The following is a 20,751-nucleotide window of genomic DNA, read 5'->3' on the forward strand; positions in this document are numbered from 1 at the left end:
GAGGAGCTCACCCGCTTCACGATATCGGTCGAACTGGAGCGCCGATCGACACGAGCGAGGCACCTCCGATCAACGTTCCGGGGCCGAGGTGGGCGTCTCCGGCGCGGTCGCGGTCCGCGGGTTCCGGATGCCGACGAACGACACCACGCCGCCGACGAACATGAACACGGCGGTCGCCAGGACCACCCGCGGGAACCCGTCGACGCCGAGCGCGCCACCGGCGATGATGCCGACCAGGGCGATCGACACGAGGCCCGCCACGCGCGACACCGCGTTGTTGACCGCTGATCCGATGCCGGCATGGGCCGGATCGATCGATCCGAGGATGCCCGCGGTGAGCGGCGCGACCGTGATCGCGAGGCCGAGACCGACGAGCAGGATGCCCGGGAACAGCTGCACCCAGTAGTTCAGATCCTGCTGCGCACCCATCATCAGGAGGAAGCCGACGCCGGCGATGATCGGCCCGACCGTCATGAACAGCCGCGGTCCGTGCTTGCCGGCCAGCTTGCCGAACCACGACGACAACGCGAGCATGACGAGCGTCGGCGGCAGCGTCGCGATGCCCGCCAGCGTGGCGCTGAAGCCCGCCGTCTGCTGGATGAAGACCGCGATGGCGAAGAAGCCGAGCGAGAGGGCGCCGTAGATGAAGACGGTCGCGATGTTGCCGTAGCCGAAGTTGCGCACGCGGAAGAGCGACAGCGGCAGCATCGGGTCGGGGTGACGGCGCTCCCACCAGAGGAACGCGACGAAGGACACGACACCGCCGATGAGCGGTACGAGCAACATCGGGCTCGACCAGCTGTAGCGCTCCTGCTCGATGAGCGCGAAGACGGGACCACCCAGCCCGACGGCGCCGAGCACCGCGCCGACGACGTCGATACGCGGGCGATGTTCGGGCTCGGGTACGCGATCCGTGCGCATCATGAGCCACAGGGTGACGAGGATCGGGATGATGTTGATGGCGAAGATGAGGCGCCAGGACAGCGTGTCGACGAGCACCCCGCCGAGCAGCGGGCCGGTGATGCCCGCGGCCCCCGTCCATGCCGTCCAGGTGCCGATCGCCTTGCCCTGCGCGACGCCGCTGAACGTCGAGATGATGATGGCGAGCGAACTCGGCACGAGCAGCGCGGCCGCGCCACCCTGGAGCAGCCGGGCGACGATGAGGACCTCGGCGGTCGGTGCGACCGCGCACAGGATCGAGGTGACGCCGAAGCCGATGAGCCCGATGCGGAGGATGCGGATGCGCCCGAACGCGTCGGAGAGCGAGCCCGCGAGCAGGATCAGGGACCCGAGGGTGATCAGGTAGGCGTCGACCACCCATTGCTGCACGATGAGGCCGCCGCCGAGTTCCTTCGTCATCGCGGGGAGCGCGACGTTCACGACCGAGCCGTCGAGGAACGCCACGAACGAGGAGAGGATCGCGATCGTGAGCACGAGGCGCTGCTGGCGGGTCATGGGTTCAGGGTAGCCCCGCGGACCGACGCGTCGAACGCGATCCCGAGGAAGCTCGACAGGCGTCGAAACGCCGTCGACGCCCGACGCCCGACGCCACGTCCTTCCCAGCCGATCCCCGCTCCGCGTTCGTAGACTGGAGCCCATGGACGACCTGTGGTGGCTCCCCTCGCTAATCGTGTTCGGGGGCGTCGGCATCATCGTCTGGTTGCTCGTCACCCTGCTGCGTCGGCGCAATCCGAAGACCCCCGTCGCCTCCATCGACGACCTCCACCGCCGCGCGGGCATCGCCCTCGTCCGCACCGACGACGCGGTCCGCGAGGCCGAGGACGAGGTCGGATTCGCCGAAGCGGAGTTCGGACGCGAAGCCGCCCGAGGGTATGCGGCCGACGTCGCCTCGGCACGCTCGGCGCTCGGGGAGGCGTTCCGTCTCCGTCAGTCGCTCGAGGACGAGATCGCCGACACGGAGGCGCAGCGCCGCGCCTGGAACGAACGGATCATCAGCGTCTGCGAGGACGTCGAGCGCACGCTGAGCGCCCGACTGCGCGGCTTCGACGAACGCCGCGGAGCGGAGCGCTCGGCCCCCGACCTCCTCGACCAGCTCGAGCGACGCATCGACCGCGCGCGCGAACGACTCACCACCACCGGCCTCGCGATCGCCTCGGCCGCCGATCGCTATGCGGCGAGCGCCGTCGAGGACGCGCGGGTGCTCCGCCGGACCGCGCAGGACGCAGCCGACCAGGCGACGGCCGATGCGGCGAAGACGAAGGATCGGATCGACACCGGCCGGCCGGCCGCCGCGGCACTGCACGCCCTGGGGCGCGAGCTGCAGCAGGCGGAGGACCGGCTGGACGCCGTCGAGCGCTCGCTCGCGGGCATCGCTGCAGCGGAGACCGAACTCGCCGCAGCGGGGCGGGAGCTCCGCACGGTGATCGCCGAAGCGGAGGCGTTGGGCGCGGCGGTGGAACGCGCGGAGACGGCCGCCGTCATCGCGGCTGCCGTCGAGCGGGCGAACCGCGCGCTCCTGGAGGCGGAGTCGACCACGTCCGTGGACGGCGACCGCGTCCTGCCCGATCCGATGCGACGCCTGGAGGCGGTTCGCGCCGCCGACATCGATCTCGACGCGGCCCTCGCGACCGCCCGGAGCGCACAGCAGCGCCTCGACAACGCACGCGAGGCGATGCGCGGGGCACTGTTCACCGCCGACAGCAACATCCGCGTCGCCGTCGACGTCATCTCCGCGCACCGAGGGAGGGTGGGTGCCGACGCGAGGACGCGCCTCGCCGAGGCACAGCGGCAGCTCGCGCTCGCGGAGGCGGCAGCGGTCGACGATCCGGTCGAGGCGCTCGACGCCGCCCGCCGGGCATCGCGGATCGCCCAGGACGCCGATGCATTGGCGCGATACGACGTCGGGTGACGGTGGTCACCTGACAGATGGCGGCCGACACTCAGCATTCATGTTCTAGAATATGAGCACCGCTGTCGCGACGTACTCACCGTGATCGCGAAGCCCTCGCCGCCGACTCCCGAGAGGACCCCGTGCCCAGCTCGTCCGCGCGCCCGCCGCGCTCCGCGTCCCCGATCTTCACGACGCTCACCCACGGGTTCGACGCGCAGGCGGCGTCATCTGCTCCGGAGCAGACCCGCTCGACCGGAACACCGATCCAGCACGGGTCACCGCTCGCCTCGGCCGACTGCCCCATCTTCGATCAGCTCGCGGGCCGACGTCTCGCCCGCCGCCGGAGCAACGTCGTCCACCCCGCCTGACCCCGCCCTTCGACAGGCTCAGGGACCGGAGGAGGAACTCAGGGACCGGAAGAGGCGCGTGCAGGAACTCGGTCACTGAGCCCCGGCCCCGGTCACTGAGCTTGTCGAAGTGCCCACCACCCTTCGACAAGCTCAGGGACCGGATTGGGAGCTCAGGGACCGGAGAAGGAGCCCAGGGACCGGGGGTGCGGAGCGCCGGTCGACGTGCCGCAGTGTAGGGACGATCGCCCGTCCGTGCTGCGCGTTTACGTTTCATCTCGAACGGTGACGGTCCGCGGTAACGCAACGGGCGTCCCTCCGCACGCCTGTGGAAACTGGCTCCGTGCACGCACCAGTGCACCCACAGACAGAGCCGAGGACCATCATGAGTGAGCACACGGGACCAGAACCGAGCGAATTGCGGGCGTCGATCGCCTCCGGCAAGCGGAAGCGTCGGAACCTGCTGATCGGCGGTGTCGCGGTCGTCGCCGTCGCCGCGATCGCCGTCGTCGTCTCGGTCGTCGTCGGTGGCCAGAACGGTGCCGCCGACGCGGCGACCGGTTCCGACGCACCCGCCGAGCGCCTCAGCGTGAAGATCGCGGTGTCGGAGGACACGCAGTTCCAGGACGCCGTCAAGGAGGTCGCCGCCGAGAAGGGCCTCGACGTCGAGTGGGTGAACGTGAAGGACTGGGTACTCCCGAACACCGAACTCGTCGCCGGCACCGTCGACGCGAACGCCTTCCAGCACATCCTCTACCTCTCGGCCTTCAACGCGGAGAACGACGCCGACCTGACACCGGTGTTCTCGACCGTCATCACGCAGTGGGGCGTCTTCTCGAAGACGCTCACCGACGTCAAGGACCTCGCCGACGGCGCGCGCGTCGCGATCCCGGACGACCCGTCCAACGGCGGCCGTGCCCTGAACATCCTGGCCGCGGCCGGACTCATCGAGATCGCAGCGGACGCGGGGAACTTCCCGACCGTCGAGGACGTCACCGCGAACGACAAGAACCTCCAGTTCGTGCCACTGCCCGCGACGAGCATCCCGCAGCAGTTCGACGACCCGTCCCTCGCGGCCGTCGTCGTCGGGACCTCCTACTTCGACCCGAGCCAGGGCATCACGAAGGACGACGCGCTCTTCCTCGACGACTCGCTCTCCGAGAAGAACCTGCCCTACGTCAACGTCATCGCCACCCGCGCAGAGGACAAGGACAACCCGGCCTGGAAGATCCTCGAGGACACCTACGCCGACCCGCGCGTCGCCGAGGCGCTCGACGACGAGTTCGCCGGGAACTCGATCCTCGTGAAGGTCCCGGTGAAGGACCTCCGCGACAAGCTCGCCGAGCTCCAAGCCGAAGCCGAGTAGCACCACGGCGGCCGGTCATCGCCTCCCGATGACCGGCGGCCACCACGCAGTGGCCGTCCGGGGTCTCCCGGACGGCCCGCCCGCGAGAGGAGCAGGTGATGAACACAGCAATCGTCTTCGAGGACGTCAGCAAGACGTTCGAGGTGAAGGGCCGTGCCTTCGAGGCGCTGCGCCACGTCGACCTGACGGTCGAGCGGGGTGAGATCTTCGGCATCGTCGGATACTCCGGCGCCGGGAAGTCGACGCTCCTTCGCACCGTCAACGCCCTCGAGCGGCCGACGAGCGGGCGGGTCATCGTCGAGGGGCTCGAGATCTCCGCACTCGCCGGGCAGGCGCTCTACGCCGCCCGTCAGCGGATCGGCATGATCTTCCAGCAGTTCAACCTCCTGGAGTCCCGGACCGTCTACAAGAACATCGCCTACCCGCTCAAACTCGCGAAGGTGCCGGACGCCGAGATCCTCGACCGCGTCGAAGAGCTGCTCGCGTTCGTCGGGCTGAGCGACAAGGCCCTCGCCTACCCGTCGCAGCTCTCCGGCGGGCAGAAGCAGCGGGTCGGCATCGCCCGCGCCCTCGCCACCCGCCCCGAGATCCTCATCTCCGACGAGGCGACCAGCGCCCTCGACCCGCAGACGACCGGCGAGGTCCTCGAGCTCCTCCGGCGGGTGAACGAGGAGTACGGCGTCACGATCCTGCTCGTCACTCACGAGATCGACGTCATCCGCGAACTCGCCGACCGGGTCGCCGTCATGGAGAGTGGCGAGGTGGTGGAGCAGGGCAGTGTGTACGAGGTGTTCTCGGCACCACGCACCGCGACCGCGCGACGCTTCGTCTCGTCGGTGCTCCACCACATCCCCTCCGAGGAGGTGCTCGCGAAGATCCGAGCCGTGCACCACGGGCGCCTCGTCCAGCTGCACGTCGAGGACCGCGACACCAACCACCCGTTCCTCTCGCGGGTCGCACGCGACAACGACATCGACTTCAACGTCGTGTTCGGCGGCGTCGACGAACTCCAGGGGCGACTGTTCGGCAGTCTCACGGTCGAGCTGCTCGGGCCGGACGACCGCGTGGACGCCGCCATCGCAGGGCTCCGCGCCACGGCGACCGTCACCGCGATCGACCCTGTGCCGACCCCGCAGGCCCCTGAACTCGCGCAGGTCCCTGAGCCTGCTCCGGCCCCTGAGCCCACGCCGGTCCCTGAGCCCACGCCGGTCCCTGAGCCTGCTCCGGTCCCTGAGCCTGTCGAAGGGCATGAACCGCTCGCCGAGGACCCCACCACGCTGAAGGAGCACACCCATGCGTGACTTCGATCCCGACGCGTTCTTCCCGCGTCTCCTCAAGGCCATCGGGGAGACCGGCCTCATGGTCTCCGTGTCCTTCGCCGTCGCGACGGTCATCGGGATCCTGCTGGGCCTCCTGCTCTACGCGAGCCGGCCCGGAAACCTCCTGCAGAACCGCGTCGTGTTCGGCGTTCTCAACTTCGTCATCAACGTCATCCGACCGGTGCCCTTCCTCATCGTCGCGATCGCGCTCATCCCGCTCACGCGGCTCGTGTTCGGCACCGGCCTCGGACCGCTTCCGGCGACGATCCCGCTCATCCTCGTCGCGAGCGTCGCCATCGGTCGCGTCTCCGAGTCGAACCTCGTCGCCGTCTCACCGGGTGCCATCGAGGCAGGCGCGGCCATGGGGGCGAGCCCCGTGCGGGTGCTGTTCACGATCGTCGTGCCCGAGGCGCTCGGCCCACTCATCCTCGGACTGACCTACATCCTCGTCGCCCTCGTCGATGCGACGGCCGTGGCAGGTGTGCTCGGCGGCGGCGGCCTCGGCGACCTCGCCATGACCTACGGTTACCAGCGGTTCGACTGGATCGTCGTCGGACTCGTGGTCGTCACGCTCGTCCTGCTCGTGCAGCTCGCCCAGTTGCTCGGCAACGTGCTGGCGAAGCGGGTGCTGCACCGATGAGCGCTGACGACTTCGACTCGTTCCTCTCCTCCATCCGCGGCGGCGCCGTGTCGCGCGAGACCGACCGACGCCTCCTGTTCGACGAGGTCGCCGAGCTCAAGCACCTGGGCTTCGCCGCTGCCAGAGTCCCGGTCGCGTCCGGCGGCGGCGGGCTCACGCTCGAGCAGCTGTTCGCGCGGCTCATCACGCTCTCGGCGGCGGACTCGAGCCTCGGGCACGTCTGGCGGGGACACATCCTGTTCGTCGAGGCGCTGCTCGCCTCGCCCGACACCGCTTATCGGGAGCACTGGTTCGCCCGGCTGAGCGTCGGCGACCTCGTCGGGAACGCGCAGTCGGAGCGGCACGCGACCGCGCACCTCGAGACCGTCCTTGACCGCGACGGCGAACTCCTCACGGTGACCGGCACGAAGTACTACACGACCGGCAGCATCTACGCCGACTGGATCTACCTGTCCGCGCTCGACGGGACCGACCGCGTCGCCGTGACCGTCTCCGCGCACGATCCTGGCACCCGCTCGGTGGACGACTGGGACGGATTCGGACAACCGTTGACCGGAAGTGGGACGACCACCTTCGACCGCGTACCGGTGGACCCGCGCGACCTCGTCGTCCACAGCGGCGACGCGGCGGGGTGGCACCGGACGGGCGCCCTCCAACAGCTCATCCTGCTCGGTGTGGTGGCAGGCATCGCGCAACGTGCCCTCGAGGACACCGTCGACTACGTGCGCTCCAGGCGACGGACCGTCGGCCACGCGGGCGAGCACCTGCCACGCGAGGATCCGCTCGTGCAGTCGATCGTGGGCCAGCTGAGCAGCGTCGTGCATACGGCCCGCGCGCTCGTCCTCGCGTCCGCTCGGACCCTGGATGAACCGACCTCCGATCCGGACGCCGCGCGCTCGGCACTCCTGGAGGTCTTCCGCGTCCAGCAGGTCGTCCTCCCGCTCGTCCTCGATGCCCTCAGCCGCCTGTTCGAGGTCGGTGGTGCCTCCGCCGTCGGCCGGTCGACCGCGCTGGACCGGCACTGGCGGAACGTCCGGACGATCGCCTCCCACAATCCCGCCGTGCAGCGTTCGGCGGCACTCGGGCAGTTCGAGCTCAACGGCACCCTGCCCGAGTGGCAGGCTCCGGGGGCGCGACACGAGACAGAGCCCGTTCCGGCGGATGGAGAGCAGGCATGAGCGAGACGGCGACGATCGACCGGGACCTGGCGCAGCGCTTCGCGCCGCTCTTCGACGAGCTCGGGCGGGACGCCGCCGAACGGGAGCGTGAGCGCCGGCTGCCGTATGCCGAGGTGGAGGCACTGCGTCAAGCAGGCTTCACCCGCGTGACGCTGCCGCGACGGTACGGCGGCGAGGAGGCCACGCACGGCGAGCTGTTCGAGCTGCTCGCCGAGCTGGCCAGACGTGACCCGAACCTCGCGCAACTGTTCCGCTCCCACTTCTCCTACATCGACCGCACTCTGCACGCGCCGGCGTCCGCGGACCGCGAGGCGCGCCTCGCCCGGCTGGCCGACGGAGCCATCGTCGGCAACGCGAGCCACGAGCGGTCGACCGCGAAGGTGGGATCCCTCGCCACCCGGCTCACCGAGACGCCGGGCGGTCTCCGGCTGAACGGCACCAAGTTCTACAGCACGGGCACCCTGTTCGCCGACCTCGTCGGGGTCGCCGCCGAACAGGACGGCGAGTTCGTCTCGGTGCTCGTGGAGACGGACGCCACGGGTGTCGAGCGGATCGACGATTGGACCGGGTTCGGACAACGACTGACGGGCAGCGGGACCACCGTCTTCACGGAGGTCGCCGTCGACGCGTCGGCGGTGACCCGGCGCGAGCCGGAACGCCCCTCGCACGGCGGCGCGTTCGTGCAGTTGGTCCTGCTGGCGGCGGTGACGGGCATCGGCCGCGCCATCGTCGACGACGCCGGTGTGTTCGTCCGGACGCGGACCAGGACCTACAGCCACGGTGCGGCGTCGACCGCCCAGGCCGACCCGATCGTGCAGGAGGTCGTGGGTGAGCTGTCGGCGAAGTCGTTCGCTGCCGACGCCGCCCTGGCCGCCGCGACGACCGCGCTGGGGCGTTCGAGCGCGGCGATCCTCGGTGCCGACCCGGATCTCGTCCAGGAACGGATCGCCGCCGTCGAAATCGCGACGGCGCGCGCGCAGCTCGTGATCCTGCCCGCCGTGCTCGACGCCGCGACCGCCCTGTTCGACGTGGGCGGTGCGAGCGCCGTGGAGACGCACCGGGCGCTCGACCGGCACTGGCGGAACGCCCGCACGATCGCTTCGCACAACCCGTCCCGCTTCAAGGCCAGGGCGATCGGCGACCACGTCGTGAACGGGACGCCGGTCGCCTCCTGGTGGAGCACCGGCGAGGCCTGACGCCCCGCCCGGTCACGCCCTTCGACAAGCGGTTCCTGAGCCTGTCGAAGGGCAGGGACCACCTGTCGAGGGGCTACTTCAGCCCGGAGAACGCCAGCCCGTCGATCACCCGGCGCTGGAGCACGATGAACAGGATGAGTACCGGTGCCATCGCGAGGATCGACGCGGCCATCATCACCGGGTAGTCCGTCGTCTTGTCGCTCGAGAGCGTCGCGAGACCGGCGGCGAGCGGCATCGAGTTCGCGTACGTGGAGACCACGAGCGGCCAGAGCAGTTCGTTCCACGACCAGAGCACGGTCGTGATCGCGAGGACGCTGATGCTGGGCCTCGCGAGCGGCAGCATGATCTTCCAGAAGATCTGGAAGGGCCCGGCGCCGTCGATCCGCGCCGCCTCCTCGAGCTCCGTCGGCAGGTTCAGGAACGCCGTCCGCATGAGGAACGTGCCGAACGCGCTGAACAGGCCCGGTGCGACGATGCCGAGCGTGGTGTTCAGCCAACCGAAGCCCTGCACGATCTGGTACTGCGAGATGAGATACGCCTGCGACGGCACCATGAGGATCGACAGCGTCACGGCGAGCAGCACCGCGCGCCCGCGGAACCGCATCCGCGCGAACGCGTACCCCGCCATCGTGCAGAGGACGATCTGCGCGAGCGTCCTGATCACGGTGATGACGATCGACGTGCGCAGCTGGTCGAGGAACGGGAGGCGCTCGAACACCGCGGCGTAGTTCTGCCACTGCAGTTCGGCCGGCCAGAACGTGGGGACCACGCTCTGCACCTCCGCGTTCGTCGACAGCGACATGATGATCTGCCAGATGAACGGGAACGCCATGATGAGGCCACCGACGCCGAGCACGATGTGGGCGACGACGTGCGACCCGCGACGCTGGCCGGGGCGACCGGCCTCGCGGCGTCGCGCGGACGCAGCGGACGGACGACCCGAACCCGGAACGGTGACGGCACGGGTGGTGAGCGGTGCTGTGGCCGTGAGTTGCTCAGTCATTGTTCACCCATCGTTTCTGGAGCCGGAACTGGAGGAGCGTCACGAGTCCGATGATCAGGAAGATCACGATCGCGATCGCCGCCGCGTACCCCTTGTCGTTCTGGACGAAGCCCTGGTCGTAGAAGAAGTAGACGAGCGACATGCTCTTCGGGAGCACCGGGTTGGTGCTGCCGAGGATCGCGTACAGCAGGTCGAAGAGCTGGAAGCTCGAGATGACCGTGATGATCGTGACGAAGAAGATGCTCGGAGTGAGCAGCGGAACCGTGATCGAGCGAAACTGCCGCCACCGGGTGGCGCCGTCGAGCTCGGCCGCCTCGTAGAGCTCCGGTGCGATGTTCTTGAGTCCGGACGCCAGGATGATCATCGAGAAGCCGAGCGACGACCAGAGGCCGACGATCGCCACGGCGAACATCGCGGTGCCCGGCGTGCTGATCCAGTAGGGGCCGTCGATGCCGACGAGCGACAGCGTGTAGTTGAGGATGCCGAAGTCACCGTTGAAGATGATCCGCCAGACGATGGCCACGGCGGTCGGCATCGCGACGTACGGCAGGAAGAACAGCACCCGGTAGAAACTCGCGAACCGCAGGCCGGGGAGGTTCAACAGGCTCGCGAGGTAGACGGCGATCGGGATGCCGAGGAGGACCACCGCCGTGTAGATCAGCGTGTTGCCGAGGGAGGCGTAGAGCCGCGGGTCGGCGAACAACCGGACGTAGTTCTCGACACCCGTGAAGGTGGTTCCGCCGAAGACGCCCCACTCGGTGAACGAGTAGTAGGCGGTCTGGATCATCGGCCAGATGAAGAAGACGCCGATGCCGGTGAGGAGCGGGAGGACGAAGACCCACGGCCAGGCACCCTCGCCGCGGGCGGCACCCCGCCGGGCCACTCTCCGTGAGGAGAGCGGCGCCGACGGGGTGCGCAGCACGGTCTGACCGGTCACTTCTTGGCCAGCGCTGCGTTCATCTGCTCGGCGATGTCCTTCGCCACATCGGCGACGGGCTTGTCGCCGCTGAACGCGTCGGGCAGGAGCTCGACCTCGAGCGCGTTCCACGCGGCGGTGTTCTCCGACACCGGCAGCGGCTTCGCGTAGTCGAGGGCGTCGAGGAAGACCTGCAGGTTCATCGTCGGGTAGGAGTCGACGAAGGACTGCTGCGTGCCGGTGAAGGCGGGGATGACGGCGCCGAGGTCGCCCTGCTGCTGCTGGGCCTCCTCGCTCGCCAGGAACACCTGCAGTGCCTGAGCGGCCTGCTTGTTCTTGCTCGCCGCCGCGACGACGTTCGAGACGCCGTGGATGACCGTCGCCTGCTCCTTGCCGGTGGGCAGCGGGAAGGCCTGCGTGGTGGCGGCGACATCGGACTCACCGACGAGGGGTCGCAGCCAGCTGCCGCCCCAGTACATGGCGACCTTGCCCGAGGTGAACCACTGGTCGGCCGGCGTGTCCGTCAGCTGCTGCATGCTGGGCGAGGAGCCGTTCGCGATGAGGTCGGTCCAGAACTGGAGCCCTTCCTGGGCCTCGGGGCTGTCGTACTCGGACTCGGTCTGGTCGGCGTTGATGACCTCGCCGCCGGCCTGCAGGATCGTGTTGTAGTAGGTGGTCTGTCCGTCCATACCGCCGGCGGCACCGTAGACGCCCTGGTCCTTGAGGTTCGTCGAGATCGTCTGCGCGGCGGTGTCGAAGTCGTCCCAGGTCCAGTCGTCGGCGGGCAGCGCGACGCCGGCCTGCTCGAAGAGCGCCGTGTTGACCCAGACGCCGACGGTGTCGAAGTCCTTCGGCACGCCGTACTGGGTGTCGTCGAGCGAGTACAGCTCGTTCAGGGCCTCGGGGTAGTTCTTCGGGTCGATGTCGCCCGCCTTCACGGCGCCGGTGATCGGCTCGATCTTGCCGTTCGCCGCGTAGACCTGGAAGTTCGGCCCGTTCAACCAGAAGAGGTCGGGCAGAGTGTCGCTCGAGGCCTGCGTCTGGAGCTTCGACCAGTACGAGGCCCAGGGCGTGACGTTCACGTTGACGGTGATGTCGGGGTAGATCTTGTTGAAGGCCTCGATGTTGGCGTCGATCGCCTCGACCTGGGCCTGATCCCAGACACCGTAGGTGATCTCGGCCTTGAGGTCCTTCGGGGCGGCGGCGTACTCGCCACCGGTGGCGCCCCCTCCCCCGGTGCTGCAGCCGGCGGTGAGCGCGGCGGCGGCGAGGAGGCCGATGCCGCTGAGGATGGCACGGCGTCGGTTGCGACCGCCGGGTGCGGCGTTGCGGTTCATGAACGGCGAAGGCATGACTGGAGTCCTTTCGAGGTGCGCTACCGGGCGGCGGCGTCGAGGGAGTGCGGTGCGGTGCTGGCGGTGAGGGAGGAGAAGTACTCGACGAGTGCGGGGTCGAGTGGCGGGACGTCGAGCGGGATCGAACCGTTGCGGAGGGAGTGTGCGGCGAGGGCACCGGCGGCGACGGCCTGGCGTGCGGCGACCGGCGACAAGGTGGTCGGGGTGCCGTCGGCGACGAAGGCGAGGAACTCGTTCATCGTGTCGAGATCGGCGTCGGCGTGCCCCTCCTCGACGCCCGCGATCGGGTACTCGACGTCACCCTCGGTGCTCCAGGTGCGACGCCGGTTCCAGACCTTGACGGTGCCACCGGCGGTGTCGCCGACGTTCTCGAGCCGGCCGCGCGTCCCGATGACGGTGTAGTTCCGCCAGTAATCGGGGGTGAAGTGGCATTGCTCGTAGCTGGCGGTGATCCCGTGCTCGAGGGTCATGAGCATCATCGAGACGTCCTCGACGTCGACCACGGGGTTCAGGCCGCGCTGCGCCTCGGGCGGCCAGTTGTCGTAGGAGAACCAGTCGGCCATGGTCTGGCCGCTGCGGTCCTCGTGATCGTCGATGTCGCCGTAGACCGCGAGGTCGCCCATCGCTACCACGCGCTGCGTGTACGCGCCGGCGAGGAAATGGACGACGTCGATGTCGTGGCTCGCCTTCTGCAGGAGCAGGGTGTTCACGCGCGAGCGGTCGGCGTGCCAGTCCTTGAAGTAGTAGTCGCCGCCGTTGCCGACGAAGTGACGCACCCAGACGGACTTGACCGCGCCGATCTCGCCGCGCTCGATGACCTCGTGCATGAGCCGGACGACGGCCGCATGCCGGAAGTTGTGCCCGACGTAGAGCGGCGTCCGCGACTCGTAGGCGGTTTGGAGGACCGCGTCGGCGTCGTCGAGCGTGATCGCGAGCGGCTTCTCCAGGTAGACGGCGATGCCGGCGCGCAGCAGGTCGACCGCGATCTCCTTGTGGGTCCAGTCGGGCGTCGTCACGATCGCCGCGTCGACACCGCCCTGCGCGATGAGCGCCTCGTGGGAGTCGAACACCTCGATGTCGTCGCCGAACAGCTGCCGTGCCCGACCGCGACCGATCTCGGTGGTGTCGACCGCCGCGACGACCGATGCGGACGTGGGGCTCGTGGCGACGTGTTCGGCGATGTAGGCGCGCTGGCCGGTGCCGATGACGGCGACCCGGAGGCCTTCGGGGGTGGTGGCTGGTGCAGTGCTCACTCGATCACATCCGCTTCCTTGCGTGAAGTTGATTCATATGATGCCAAAACGATCATGAAATGACAATAGGCGATCACAGCGCTGACGCAAGTGCTGGGCGGCCGATGTGGAGAGGTTTTACCGCGCGGAAACATGGGGAGCGGAGTCGCACTTCGACAGGCTCAGTGACCGGAAGGGCGACTCAGTGACCGGAAGGGCGACTCAGTGACCGGAAGGGCGACTCAGTGACAGGAAGGGCGACTCAGTGACCGGAAGGGCGACTCAGTGACAGGAAGGGCGACTCAGTGACAGGAAGGGGCGGCTCAGCGCCCAGAGGGGGTGGCTCAGTGACCGGAAGCGGAGGACTCAGGCGGCGATGATGAGCTCGACGCCGGCCGCGGCCAGGGCGTCGGCAAGCGTCGGATCCACCGGCTGGTCGGTGACGAGCACGTCGATGCGGTCGAGCGGGCAGATGCGGGCGAAGGTCGCCTTCGTCATCTTGGTGCTGTCGGCGACCACGATGACCCGCTTCGCGACCTTGACGAACTCCTGGCTCACCGAGGCCTCACCCTCGTGGAGGGTGGTGGCGCCGAACTGCGCGCTCAAGCCGTCGACGCCCAGGATCGCGACGTCGAGGGCGATCTCGGCGAGCGCCCCAGCGACGAGCGATCCCACGAGTTCATAGGACTGGCGTCGTGCGACGCCACCCGTCACGACGATCTTCACGTGCGAGCGCACGGACAGTTCGAAGGCGATGTTGAGCGCGTTCGTCACGATCGTGACCGAAGCGTCGCCGTCCGAACGGACGAGGTGCTCACTCCGCCCGATCACGCGCGCGACCTCACTCGTGGTGGTACCGCCGTTGAGTCCGACGGCGTCGCCGACGTTGATCAGGGCGGCCGTGGCCTTCGCGATGGCCATCTTGGCGTCGGCCTGGCGGGCGATCTTGTACTGCAGCGGCAGCTCGTAGCCGGTGCCGAGGGCGGCGGCACCGCCGTGGGTCCGCGTGACGAGTCGCTGTTCGGCGAGCGCCGTCAGGTCGCGACGAGCGGTGGCCGCGGAGATGCCGAGCGCTTCGCCGATCTCGGCGATCGTCACGTTGCCGCGTTCGCTCACGAGCTCGAGCAGGGCGTTGAGTCGCTGTTGCTGCGTCATCTGTCCTGCTTTTCCGGTCGGGTCGGGCGTACTGTGACCATCATATGGGCGCTCAGCCAGCGCCTGTCTGATTGATTCTGACGATTTGCACTGGTATCGATCAGATTCGATCCGGTATGGTTGCGGCAACGTATCGCCACGCTGCGATCGCGTCCCCTCACGTGAAAGGCACGTCATGCCCGAGACCTTCGTCGCCGCCGAACTGGCGTCGCAGCCCGAATCCTGGCGCACCGCCGCCGCCCTCGTGCCGGAGGCCGCCGCCGTACTGCCGCAGCCAGGTGAGCGCGTCGCGGTGGTCGGGTGCGGCACCAGCTGGTTCATCGCGATGAGCTACGCCGTGCTGCGCGAACAGGCGGGGCTCGGCATCACGGACGCGTTCGCGGGCTCGGAGTTCCCCGGCATCCGCGACTACGACCGTATCGTCGCCATCTCACGCTCCGGCACGACCACGGAGATCGTGCACCTGCTGGAGGCGGTGGGCGACTCGGTCACCACCGTCCTCATCACCGCGGTCGACGACTCCCCCGCGACCGTTCCGGCGGCACACGTCATCGCCCTCCCCTTCGCCGACGAGCGTTCCGTGGTCCAGACCCGCTTCGCCACGACGACGCTCGCGCTCCTCCGCGGCTCGCTCGGCCACGACGTCGAGGCACTCGCCGTGGAAGCCGAGCGGGCGCTGCAGATCCCGATCGACGAGTACCTCGCCGCCGACCAGGTCTCCTTCATCGGACTCGGGCACGCCGTGGGCCTCACCTTCGAGGCCGCGCTCAAGACCCGGGAGGCGGCACAGTTCTGGGCGGAGTCCTACCCCGCCATGGACTACCGCCACGGTCCTATCGCGATCGCGCAGCCCGGCCGACTCGTCTGGTCCCTCGGCCCGACGCCCGCCGGCCTGCCGGAGGACGTCGCGGCCACTGGAGCGACCTTCGTGCAGCACGACCTCGACCCCATCGCCGGGCTCGTCGTCGCCCAGCGCTTCGCGGTCGCGTTGGCTGAGGCCCGCGGCCTCGACGCCGACCACCCCCGTTCGCTCACGCGCTCCGTCATCCTGACGCCGTGACCGAGCGGGCGGTCCTCGGCATCGACGTCGGCGGGACCGGGATCAAAGCCGCATTGACGGATGCCGACGGCACGGTCCTCGGGCGCTGGCGCGAGGCGACGCCTTCGGGCGACACCTCGGGTGTCCTGACTCGCGACATCGTCCTCGGACTCGTCGGCGCCGCGAGCCGCGTCGCAGCCCCAGCGGCCGTCGGGGTGGTCGTGCCCGGCGTCGTCGACGAGGAGCACGGCGTCTGCATCCACGCGGTCAACCTCGGTTGGCGCGACCTCGCCTTCCCCGAGCTCCTCCGTCCCGCGCTCGAGGTGCCGCTCGCCTTCGGGCAGGACGTCCGCGCCGGGGCGCTGGCGGAGGCGGTCTCGGGCGCTGCAGCCGACGTCACGGGCACGATCGCGTTCGTACCGGTCGGAACCGGTCTGGCCTCGGCGCTCGTCATCGACGGCATCCCCTTCGCCGGCGGCGGCTGGGCCGGCGAGATCGGCCAGCGCGTGATCCAGGACGGCCCGCACCGCGGGCTCCGGGTCGAGGAACTCGCCTCGGCGGGCGGCATCGCACGACGCGCGGGCGCCCGCGACGCGAAGACCGTCGCCGACGCCGTCGCTCGCGGGGACGCGGCCGCCATCGTCATCTGGAACGACGCCGTCGATGCTCTCGCCGAGGCCCTCGCCGGCATCACCGTCGTCGCCGCACCCACCGCCATCGTGATCGGCGGTGGGCTCGCCCTCGCCGGAGCCGCCCTCTTCGAGCCACTCGAGCACGGACTCCGCGAGCGGCTCGACGTGGTCCGCGTCCCGCAGCTCCTGCCCGCTCGTCACGGCGACGAGGCGGCCACGGTCGGTGCGGGGATCCTCGCTCGCCGACTGGTGGCAGCCCGATGACGACCACGCCCGCGCCGCGTCGCGTCGTGGTCGTCACGCCGAACCCGGCTGTGGACATCACCTACACGGTCGCCGAGCAGCAGCTCGGGGTCACGCAACGCGTCCAGTCCGTCGTGCGGCGTGCCGGAGGGAAGGGCGTGAACGTCGCTCGCGTCCTCGAGTCGCTCAGGGTCCCGACGCTGCAGGTGCTCCCCCTCGGTGGCGCCTCAGGCACCTGGCTCGCGGACGCCCTCGCGGCCGACGACCTCCCCACCCGAGTCGTGGAGCTCCGCGCCGAGACACGCTCGACGGTCGCGGTCGTCGACGGCGTCCAGCATCCGACCCTCTTCGCCGAAGCCGGTCCGGTCGTGACACCCGAGGAGTGGACCACCCTGACGACCGAGCTCCGACGCGCCCTCCACGACGCGAGCGCACTCGTCATCTCGGGCTCGCTCCCGCCGGCCACGCCCGACGCCGTCGTCGAAGCCCTCGTCCGAACCGGGCACGACGCCGGCGTCCCGGTGATCGTCGACGTCAGCGGCACGGCGCTCCTCGCCGCGGCCCGCGCCGGTGCGACGATCCTCAAACCCAACCTCGACGAGGCCCTCGAGGCGACTGGCGCGGCCGACCTCGCAACCGCTCGCGCAGCACTCCTCGCGCTCGGGGCCCGCGCGGTCGTCATCTCCCGTGGGGCCGACGGCCTCACCGCCGGCGACGCCGATGGTGCCCACGAGGTCCCGGCCGTCCCCGGCGTCAGCGGCAACCCGACCGGCGCCGGCGATGCCGCCACGGCCGGCCTGGTCGCAGCACTCCGCGCGGGAGCCACACTTCCCGAGGCACTCCGCACGGCGGCGGTCGCAGGCGCGGCGGCCGTGCTCGAACCGATCGCCGGCGCGATCGACCTCGCCGCCTTCCACCGATTCCTCGACGCACCCGCCGCACCCGACCCCATTGGAGCAACCGAATGACCACCGCCCTCGACTTCACCGCGCTCCTCGCCAATGCCTCGGCCTCGAACGCCGGCATCGCGGCGTGCAACGTGGTCCTCCTCGAGCACGCGGAGGCGATCGTCGCCGGCGCCGAGGAGGCCGGGCTGCCGGTCATCCTGCAGATCAGCGAGAACTGCGTGCGGTACCACGGGTCGCTCGCCCCCATAACGCTCGCCTCGCTGGCCATCGCGCGTGCCGCGACGGTGCCGGTCCTCGTCCACCTCGACCACGTGGAGTCGGCCGAGCTCGTGCACGAGGGCGTCGAGCTCGGCGTGGACAGCGTGATGTTCGACGCCTCGACCCTGCCGTACGACGAGAACGTCCGCGCGACGAAGGAGATCGTGGACTTCTGCCACGCACGCGGCGTGGCCGTCGAAGCGGAGCTCGGCGAGGTCGGCGGGAAGGACGGCGTCCACGCTCCGGGTGCGCGCACGGTGCCCGCAGAGGCCGTCGCGTTCGTCACTGCGACCGGCGTCGACGCCCTGGCCGTGGCCGTCGGCACCTCGCACGCGATGACGAGCCGGGAGGCCGCCGTCGACCACGCGCTGATCGCGCAGCTCCGCCGCGAGGTGCCCGTCCCACTCGTGCTGCACGGCTCCTCCGGACTCCCCGACGACGAGCTCCGCGCGGCGGTCCGTTCCGGGATGACGAAGATCAACCTCTCGACGCACCTCAACGGCTTGTTCACCCGGGCGGTGCGCGACGTCCTCGACGAGCAGCCGAAGCTCGTCGACCCCCGCACCTACGTGCGGGCCGGGCGCAGCGCGGTCGCGGCCGAGACCGCACGGATCCTGCGCCTCCTTGCGACGGACTGAATACTCCCAGCAATCCCACAGCAACACGCAACGCTGAGCTGTTAATATATATTGTGTTGGAGTTCTTCCAACGCCTCCACCGGTAACCGATCGTCCCCCGCGATCACCCTCCGGCCTCCCGAGCCCGATATCCCTTCGGGTGCGCGGGAGATACGGCCACCCCTCCCCTAGGTGCGGTGGCCCGAAGCTCTGCGACACCGCCGGTCGATGCTCGGGTCCAATCTCGGGCATCGACCCGCGCAAGCACTGAAGTCTGGCATTCCCAGGTCGTTCTCAGCTTGGTCGCGTACGCTCGTTCCTCGAGTGCCGATGTCACAACCGGCTTCCGTGTGCAGAGTCCACACCTCCACGGATACGCCGATGCTCCCGACACGACACCACCAGCCGTCATCCAGAACGGCGAAGAACGATCCACCGGACGGCCCCAGCCGACCAGCGCAGCCGAATCTCGGCGCAGCTGCACTCCGGACGGTCTCGTCGCTCCATCCATGCGACCTGCACCGATCGTCATCGCATTCCCTTTCTGGAACCGGCCCATCCATCATCCGCAACACCAGAATCGAGAACCACCATGTCCATCACCCAGACTCGGACCCCAGCGTCCTCCAACCGTTCCGCGGGCACCGCCGTCCACGGCCGCGGTCACTCCACCGAGAAGCTCACCTACCGCTTCGGTCTCCGCACCCGGGAGACCGGTGCGGAGCAGCGCGGCTCCAGCAGCACGGCCAACCGCCGCGGCTGAGCTCCCTCGCCGTTCCAACCGACGCCCCCGCACGGCTTGACCGAGCGGGGGCGTCGTGCGTCCGGAACCGGCGCCGATCCCGGCCGCTCCGGAGTTCGGACGATCGTACGGACGACCACGGCCTCCCAGGTGGGAGAATCCCCACATGGATCCCGTCGCGCTCATCTCGTGGATCGTCGTGTTCGTCGTCGTCACCGTCATCGTCTCCGGCCTGTCCGGCCGAGCGGGCGTCTCCGCCCCGGTGGCCCTGGTGCTCGTCGGCGGCGTCGCGTCGTTCATCCCCGCCGTCCCGACCGTCGAGATCGAACCCGACCTGATCCTCTACGGACTGTTGCCGCCGCTGCTCTTCGCGTCGGCGATCCGGATCTCCCTCATCGACATCCGTGCCCGTAACGACGGCATCATCCTGCTCTCGGTGGGAGCGGTCGCGTTCACCGTCGTGTCGGTCGGGTTCGCCAGCTGGCTCCTCATCCCGTCGATCACCCTCGCGGCGGCGTTCGCGTTCGCAGCGGTCATCGCGCCGACCGACGCCGTCGCCGTGAGCGCGATCGCCGGACGACTCGGGCTCCCCCGCCGCGTGCTGACGATCCTCGAGGGCGAGAGCCTGCTCAACGACGCCACCGCACTCGTGGCACTCAACGCCTCGATCCTCGCCATCACGAGCGTCGTCAACCCGGTCATGATCGCCGGCGAGTTCGTCATCGAGGTCGTCGCCGGTGTCGGCGTCGGTCTCGCGGTCGGCTGGGTGCTGTCCGAGGTCCGCCGACGCCTGCGCGCCCCAGTCCTCGACACCTGCCTCTCCCTCATCACCCCGTTCCTCGCGTTCCTCCTGGCGCAGGTGATCCACGGTTCGGGCGTCCTCGCGGTCGTCACCGCCGGGCTACTGCTCGGCTACCGGGCGCCCATCGTGCAGTCGGCCGAGGCGCGCATCGCCGAGTCGCTCAACTGGCGCACCATCCAGTTCCTCCTCGAGAACGCCGTCTTCCTGTTCATCGGGCTCAACCTGGCCGGCATCCTCGAGGGGGCGATCCAGACCGGTCCGGGGCTCTGGCCGACCGTGTTCATCAGCATCGGGGTCCTCGCAGCGCTCATCGTCTCGCGGTTCGTGTGGGAGATGACGGTCACGGCGATCTACCGGCTCGGGCCGAGACGGCTCCGTGAGCGGAGCTGGTCGTGGGGCAACGGGATAGCCGTCTCCGCAGCCGGCGTCCGCGGCGTGGTGACCCTGGCGGCCGTGTTCCTGCTGCCCGAGGACACCCCGTCGCGCGAGTTCCTGCAGTTCCTGGCGTTCGTCGTCGTGGTCGGCACGCTCCTCTCGGGGCTCGCGCTCCCCCGGATCATCCGCGCACTGCACCTCCCGCCGCCGAACCACAGCCAGGAGCGCGTCGAACAACTGATGCTCATGGCGGAGGTCCAGACGGCCGGCCTGGACCGCCTCGACGAACTGACGACCGAGGCGGACGAGGAACAGGTGCTCAACCGTCTGCGGACCAATGCGAGCTTCGTGGCCAACGCCCTCGAGCAGTACACGGGTGACGGCTCGGAACTCCGCACGGTCGCGTTCGCCCGGCTCCGCCGCCAGATGATCGCGGCGGAACGCGAGGCGCTCCTCTCGGCGCGCGCCGAGGGTCGCTACCAGGAACCTGCGGTCGCCGCGGTCCTGGCGGCGATCGACGCCGAGGAGGCGACGCTCAAGGCGATGACGCCGAAGCCGCCGCGGTCCTAGCACCCCG

General features: G+C 69.7%; 19 protein-coding genes. 13 read left to right on the forward strand and 6 right to left on the reverse strand.

Features of this window, described 5'->3' with window-relative positions:
* Positions 1 to 69: 69 nt before the first annotated feature.
* Positions 70 to 1,455: an MFS transporter gene (locus GV015_RS01140; RefSeq protein WP_159876022.1), complete on the reverse strand. Its 1,386-nt coding sequence runs from the start codon at positions 1,453 to 1,455 to the stop codon at positions 70 to 72.
* Between the two features lie 142 nt (positions 1,456 to 1,597).
* Here GV015_RS01140 and GV015_RS01145 point away from each other — a divergent pair, with 142 nt between their 5' ends.
* The 7 genes from GV015_RS01145 to GV015_RS01175 all read left to right on the forward strand — a co-directional run bounded on the left by GV015_RS01145 (position 1,598) and on the right by GV015_RS01175 (position 8,897).
* Positions 1,598 to 2,869, forward strand: coding sequence for a hypothetical protein (locus GV015_RS01145; RefSeq protein ID WP_159876024.1), 1,272 nt, complete (start codon positions 1,598 to 1,600; stop codon positions 2,867 to 2,869).
* 122 nt (positions 2,870 to 2,991) lie between these two features.
* On the forward strand, positions 2,992 to 3,219 hold the full coding sequence (locus GV015_RS01150) for a hypothetical protein (RefSeq protein WP_159876026.1): 228 nt from the start codon (positions 2,992 to 2,994) through the stop codon (positions 3,217 to 3,219).
* Between the two features lie 364 nt (positions 3,220 to 3,583).
* Positions 3,584 to 4,564, forward strand: a complete 981-nt coding sequence (locus GV015_RS01155) for a MetQ/NlpA family ABC transporter substrate-binding protein (protein WP_159876028.1) — start codon at positions 3,584 to 3,586, stop codon at positions 4,562 to 4,564.
* 98 nt (positions 4,565 to 4,662) lie between these two features.
* On the forward strand, positions 4,663 to 5,865 hold the full coding sequence (locus GV015_RS01160; protein ID WP_159876030.1) for a methionine ABC transporter ATP-binding protein: 1,203 nt from the start codon (positions 4,663 to 4,665) through the stop codon (positions 5,863 to 5,865).
* Entirely contained in the window at positions 5,858 to 6,523 is a 666-nt protein-coding gene (locus tag GV015_RS01165; RefSeq protein WP_079706489.1) for a methionine ABC transporter permease, read from the forward strand. The genes GV015_RS01160 and GV015_RS01165 overlap by 8 nt, the downstream gene beginning before the upstream one ends.
* Positions 6,520 to 7,701 carry an acyl-CoA dehydrogenase family protein gene (locus tag GV015_RS01170; protein WP_159876032.1) on the forward strand — a complete coding sequence of 394 codons (1,182 nt, stop codon included), beginning with the start codon at positions 6,520 to 6,522 and terminating at the stop codon, positions 7,699 to 7,701. The genes GV015_RS01165 and GV015_RS01170 overlap by 4 nt, the downstream gene beginning before the upstream one ends.
* Positions 7,698 to 8,897: an acyl-CoA dehydrogenase family protein gene (locus GV015_RS01175; protein ID WP_159876034.1), complete on the forward strand. Its 1,200-nt coding sequence runs from the start codon at positions 7,698 to 7,700 to the stop codon at positions 8,895 to 8,897. Before GV015_RS01170 ends, GV015_RS01175 begins: the two co-directional genes overlap by 4 nt.
* A 73-nt stretch (positions 8,898 to 8,970) precedes the next feature.
* Here GV015_RS01175 and GV015_RS01180 read toward each other — a convergent pair whose 3' ends face one another.
* The 5 genes from GV015_RS01180 to GV015_RS01200 all read right to left on the reverse strand — a co-directional run bounded on the left by GV015_RS01180 (position 8,971) and on the right by GV015_RS01200 (position 14,558).
* Positions 8,971 to 9,900 carry a carbohydrate ABC transporter permease gene (locus GV015_RS01180; protein WP_079706486.1) on the reverse strand — a complete coding sequence of 310 codons (930 nt, stop codon included), beginning with the start codon at positions 9,898 to 9,900 and terminating at the stop codon, positions 8,971 to 8,973.
* A complete protein-coding gene (locus GV015_RS01185; RefSeq protein ID WP_236555274.1) occupies positions 9,893 to 10,837 on the reverse strand; it encodes a carbohydrate ABC transporter permease in 945 nt (314 codons plus the stop codon). The genes GV015_RS01180 and GV015_RS01185 overlap by 8 nt, the downstream gene beginning before the upstream one ends.
* A complete protein-coding gene (locus GV015_RS01190; RefSeq protein ID WP_236555276.1) occupies positions 10,834 to 12,168 on the reverse strand; it encodes a sugar ABC transporter substrate-binding protein in 1,335 nt (444 codons plus the stop codon). The genes GV015_RS01185 and GV015_RS01190 overlap by 4 nt, the downstream gene beginning before the upstream one ends.
* A gap of 23 nt (positions 12,169 to 12,191) precedes the next feature.
* Entirely contained in the window at positions 12,192 to 13,424 is a 1,233-nt protein-coding gene (locus GV015_RS01195) for a Gfo/Idh/MocA family protein (RefSeq protein ID WP_159876036.1), read from the reverse strand.
* Positions 13,425 to 13,769: 345 nt separating this feature from the next.
* Complete coding sequence (locus GV015_RS01200; RefSeq protein WP_079706484.1) at positions 13,770 to 14,558, reverse strand: DeoR/GlpR family DNA-binding transcription regulator; 789 nt, start codon at positions 14,556 to 14,558, stop codon at positions 13,770 to 13,772.
* Between the two features lie 175 nt (positions 14,559 to 14,733).
* Here GV015_RS01200 and GV015_RS01205 point away from each other — a divergent pair, with 175 nt between their 5' ends.
* The 6 genes from GV015_RS01205 to GV015_RS01230 all read left to right on the forward strand — a co-directional run bounded on the left by GV015_RS01205 (position 14,734) and on the right by GV015_RS01230 (position 20,744).
* Positions 14,734 to 15,618 (forward strand): SIS domain-containing protein, encoded by an 885-nt coding sequence (locus tag GV015_RS01205; RefSeq protein ID WP_159876038.1) that lies wholly within the window; start codon positions 14,734 to 14,736, stop codon positions 15,616 to 15,618.
* Positions 15,615 to 16,493: an ROK family protein gene (locus tag GV015_RS01210; protein ID WP_159876040.1), complete on the forward strand. Its 879-nt coding sequence runs from the start codon at positions 15,615 to 15,617 to the stop codon at positions 16,491 to 16,493. The genes GV015_RS01205 and GV015_RS01210 overlap by 4 nt, the downstream gene beginning before the upstream one ends.
* Positions 16,490 to 17,440 (forward strand): 1-phosphofructokinase family hexose kinase, encoded by a 951-nt coding sequence (locus GV015_RS01215; protein ID WP_079706481.1) that lies wholly within the window; start codon positions 16,490 to 16,492, stop codon positions 17,438 to 17,440. The genes GV015_RS01210 and GV015_RS01215 overlap by 4 nt, the downstream gene beginning before the upstream one ends.
* Entirely contained in the window at positions 17,437 to 18,276 is an 840-nt protein-coding gene (locus GV015_RS01220; protein ID WP_159876042.1) for a class II fructose-bisphosphate aldolase, read from the forward strand. The genes GV015_RS01215 and GV015_RS01220 overlap by 4 nt, the downstream gene beginning before the upstream one ends.
* A gap of 571 nt (positions 18,277 to 18,847) precedes the next feature.
* Complete coding sequence (locus tag GV015_RS01225; RefSeq protein WP_159876045.1) at positions 18,848 to 19,018, forward strand: hypothetical protein; 171 nt, start codon at positions 18,848 to 18,850, stop codon at positions 19,016 to 19,018.
* Positions 19,019 to 19,163: 145 nt separating this feature from the next.
* Positions 19,164 to 20,744, forward strand: a complete 1,581-nt coding sequence (locus tag GV015_RS01230; protein WP_159876047.1) for a sodium:proton antiporter — start codon at positions 19,164 to 19,166, stop codon at positions 20,742 to 20,744.
* Positions 20,745 to 20,751 lie beyond the last annotated feature (7 nt).

This window comes from Plantibacter sp. T3, assembly GCF_902506515.1.
GTDB classification, from domain to species: Bacteria; Actinomycetota; Actinomycetes; order Actinomycetales; family Microbacteriaceae; genus Plantibacter; species Plantibacter auratus.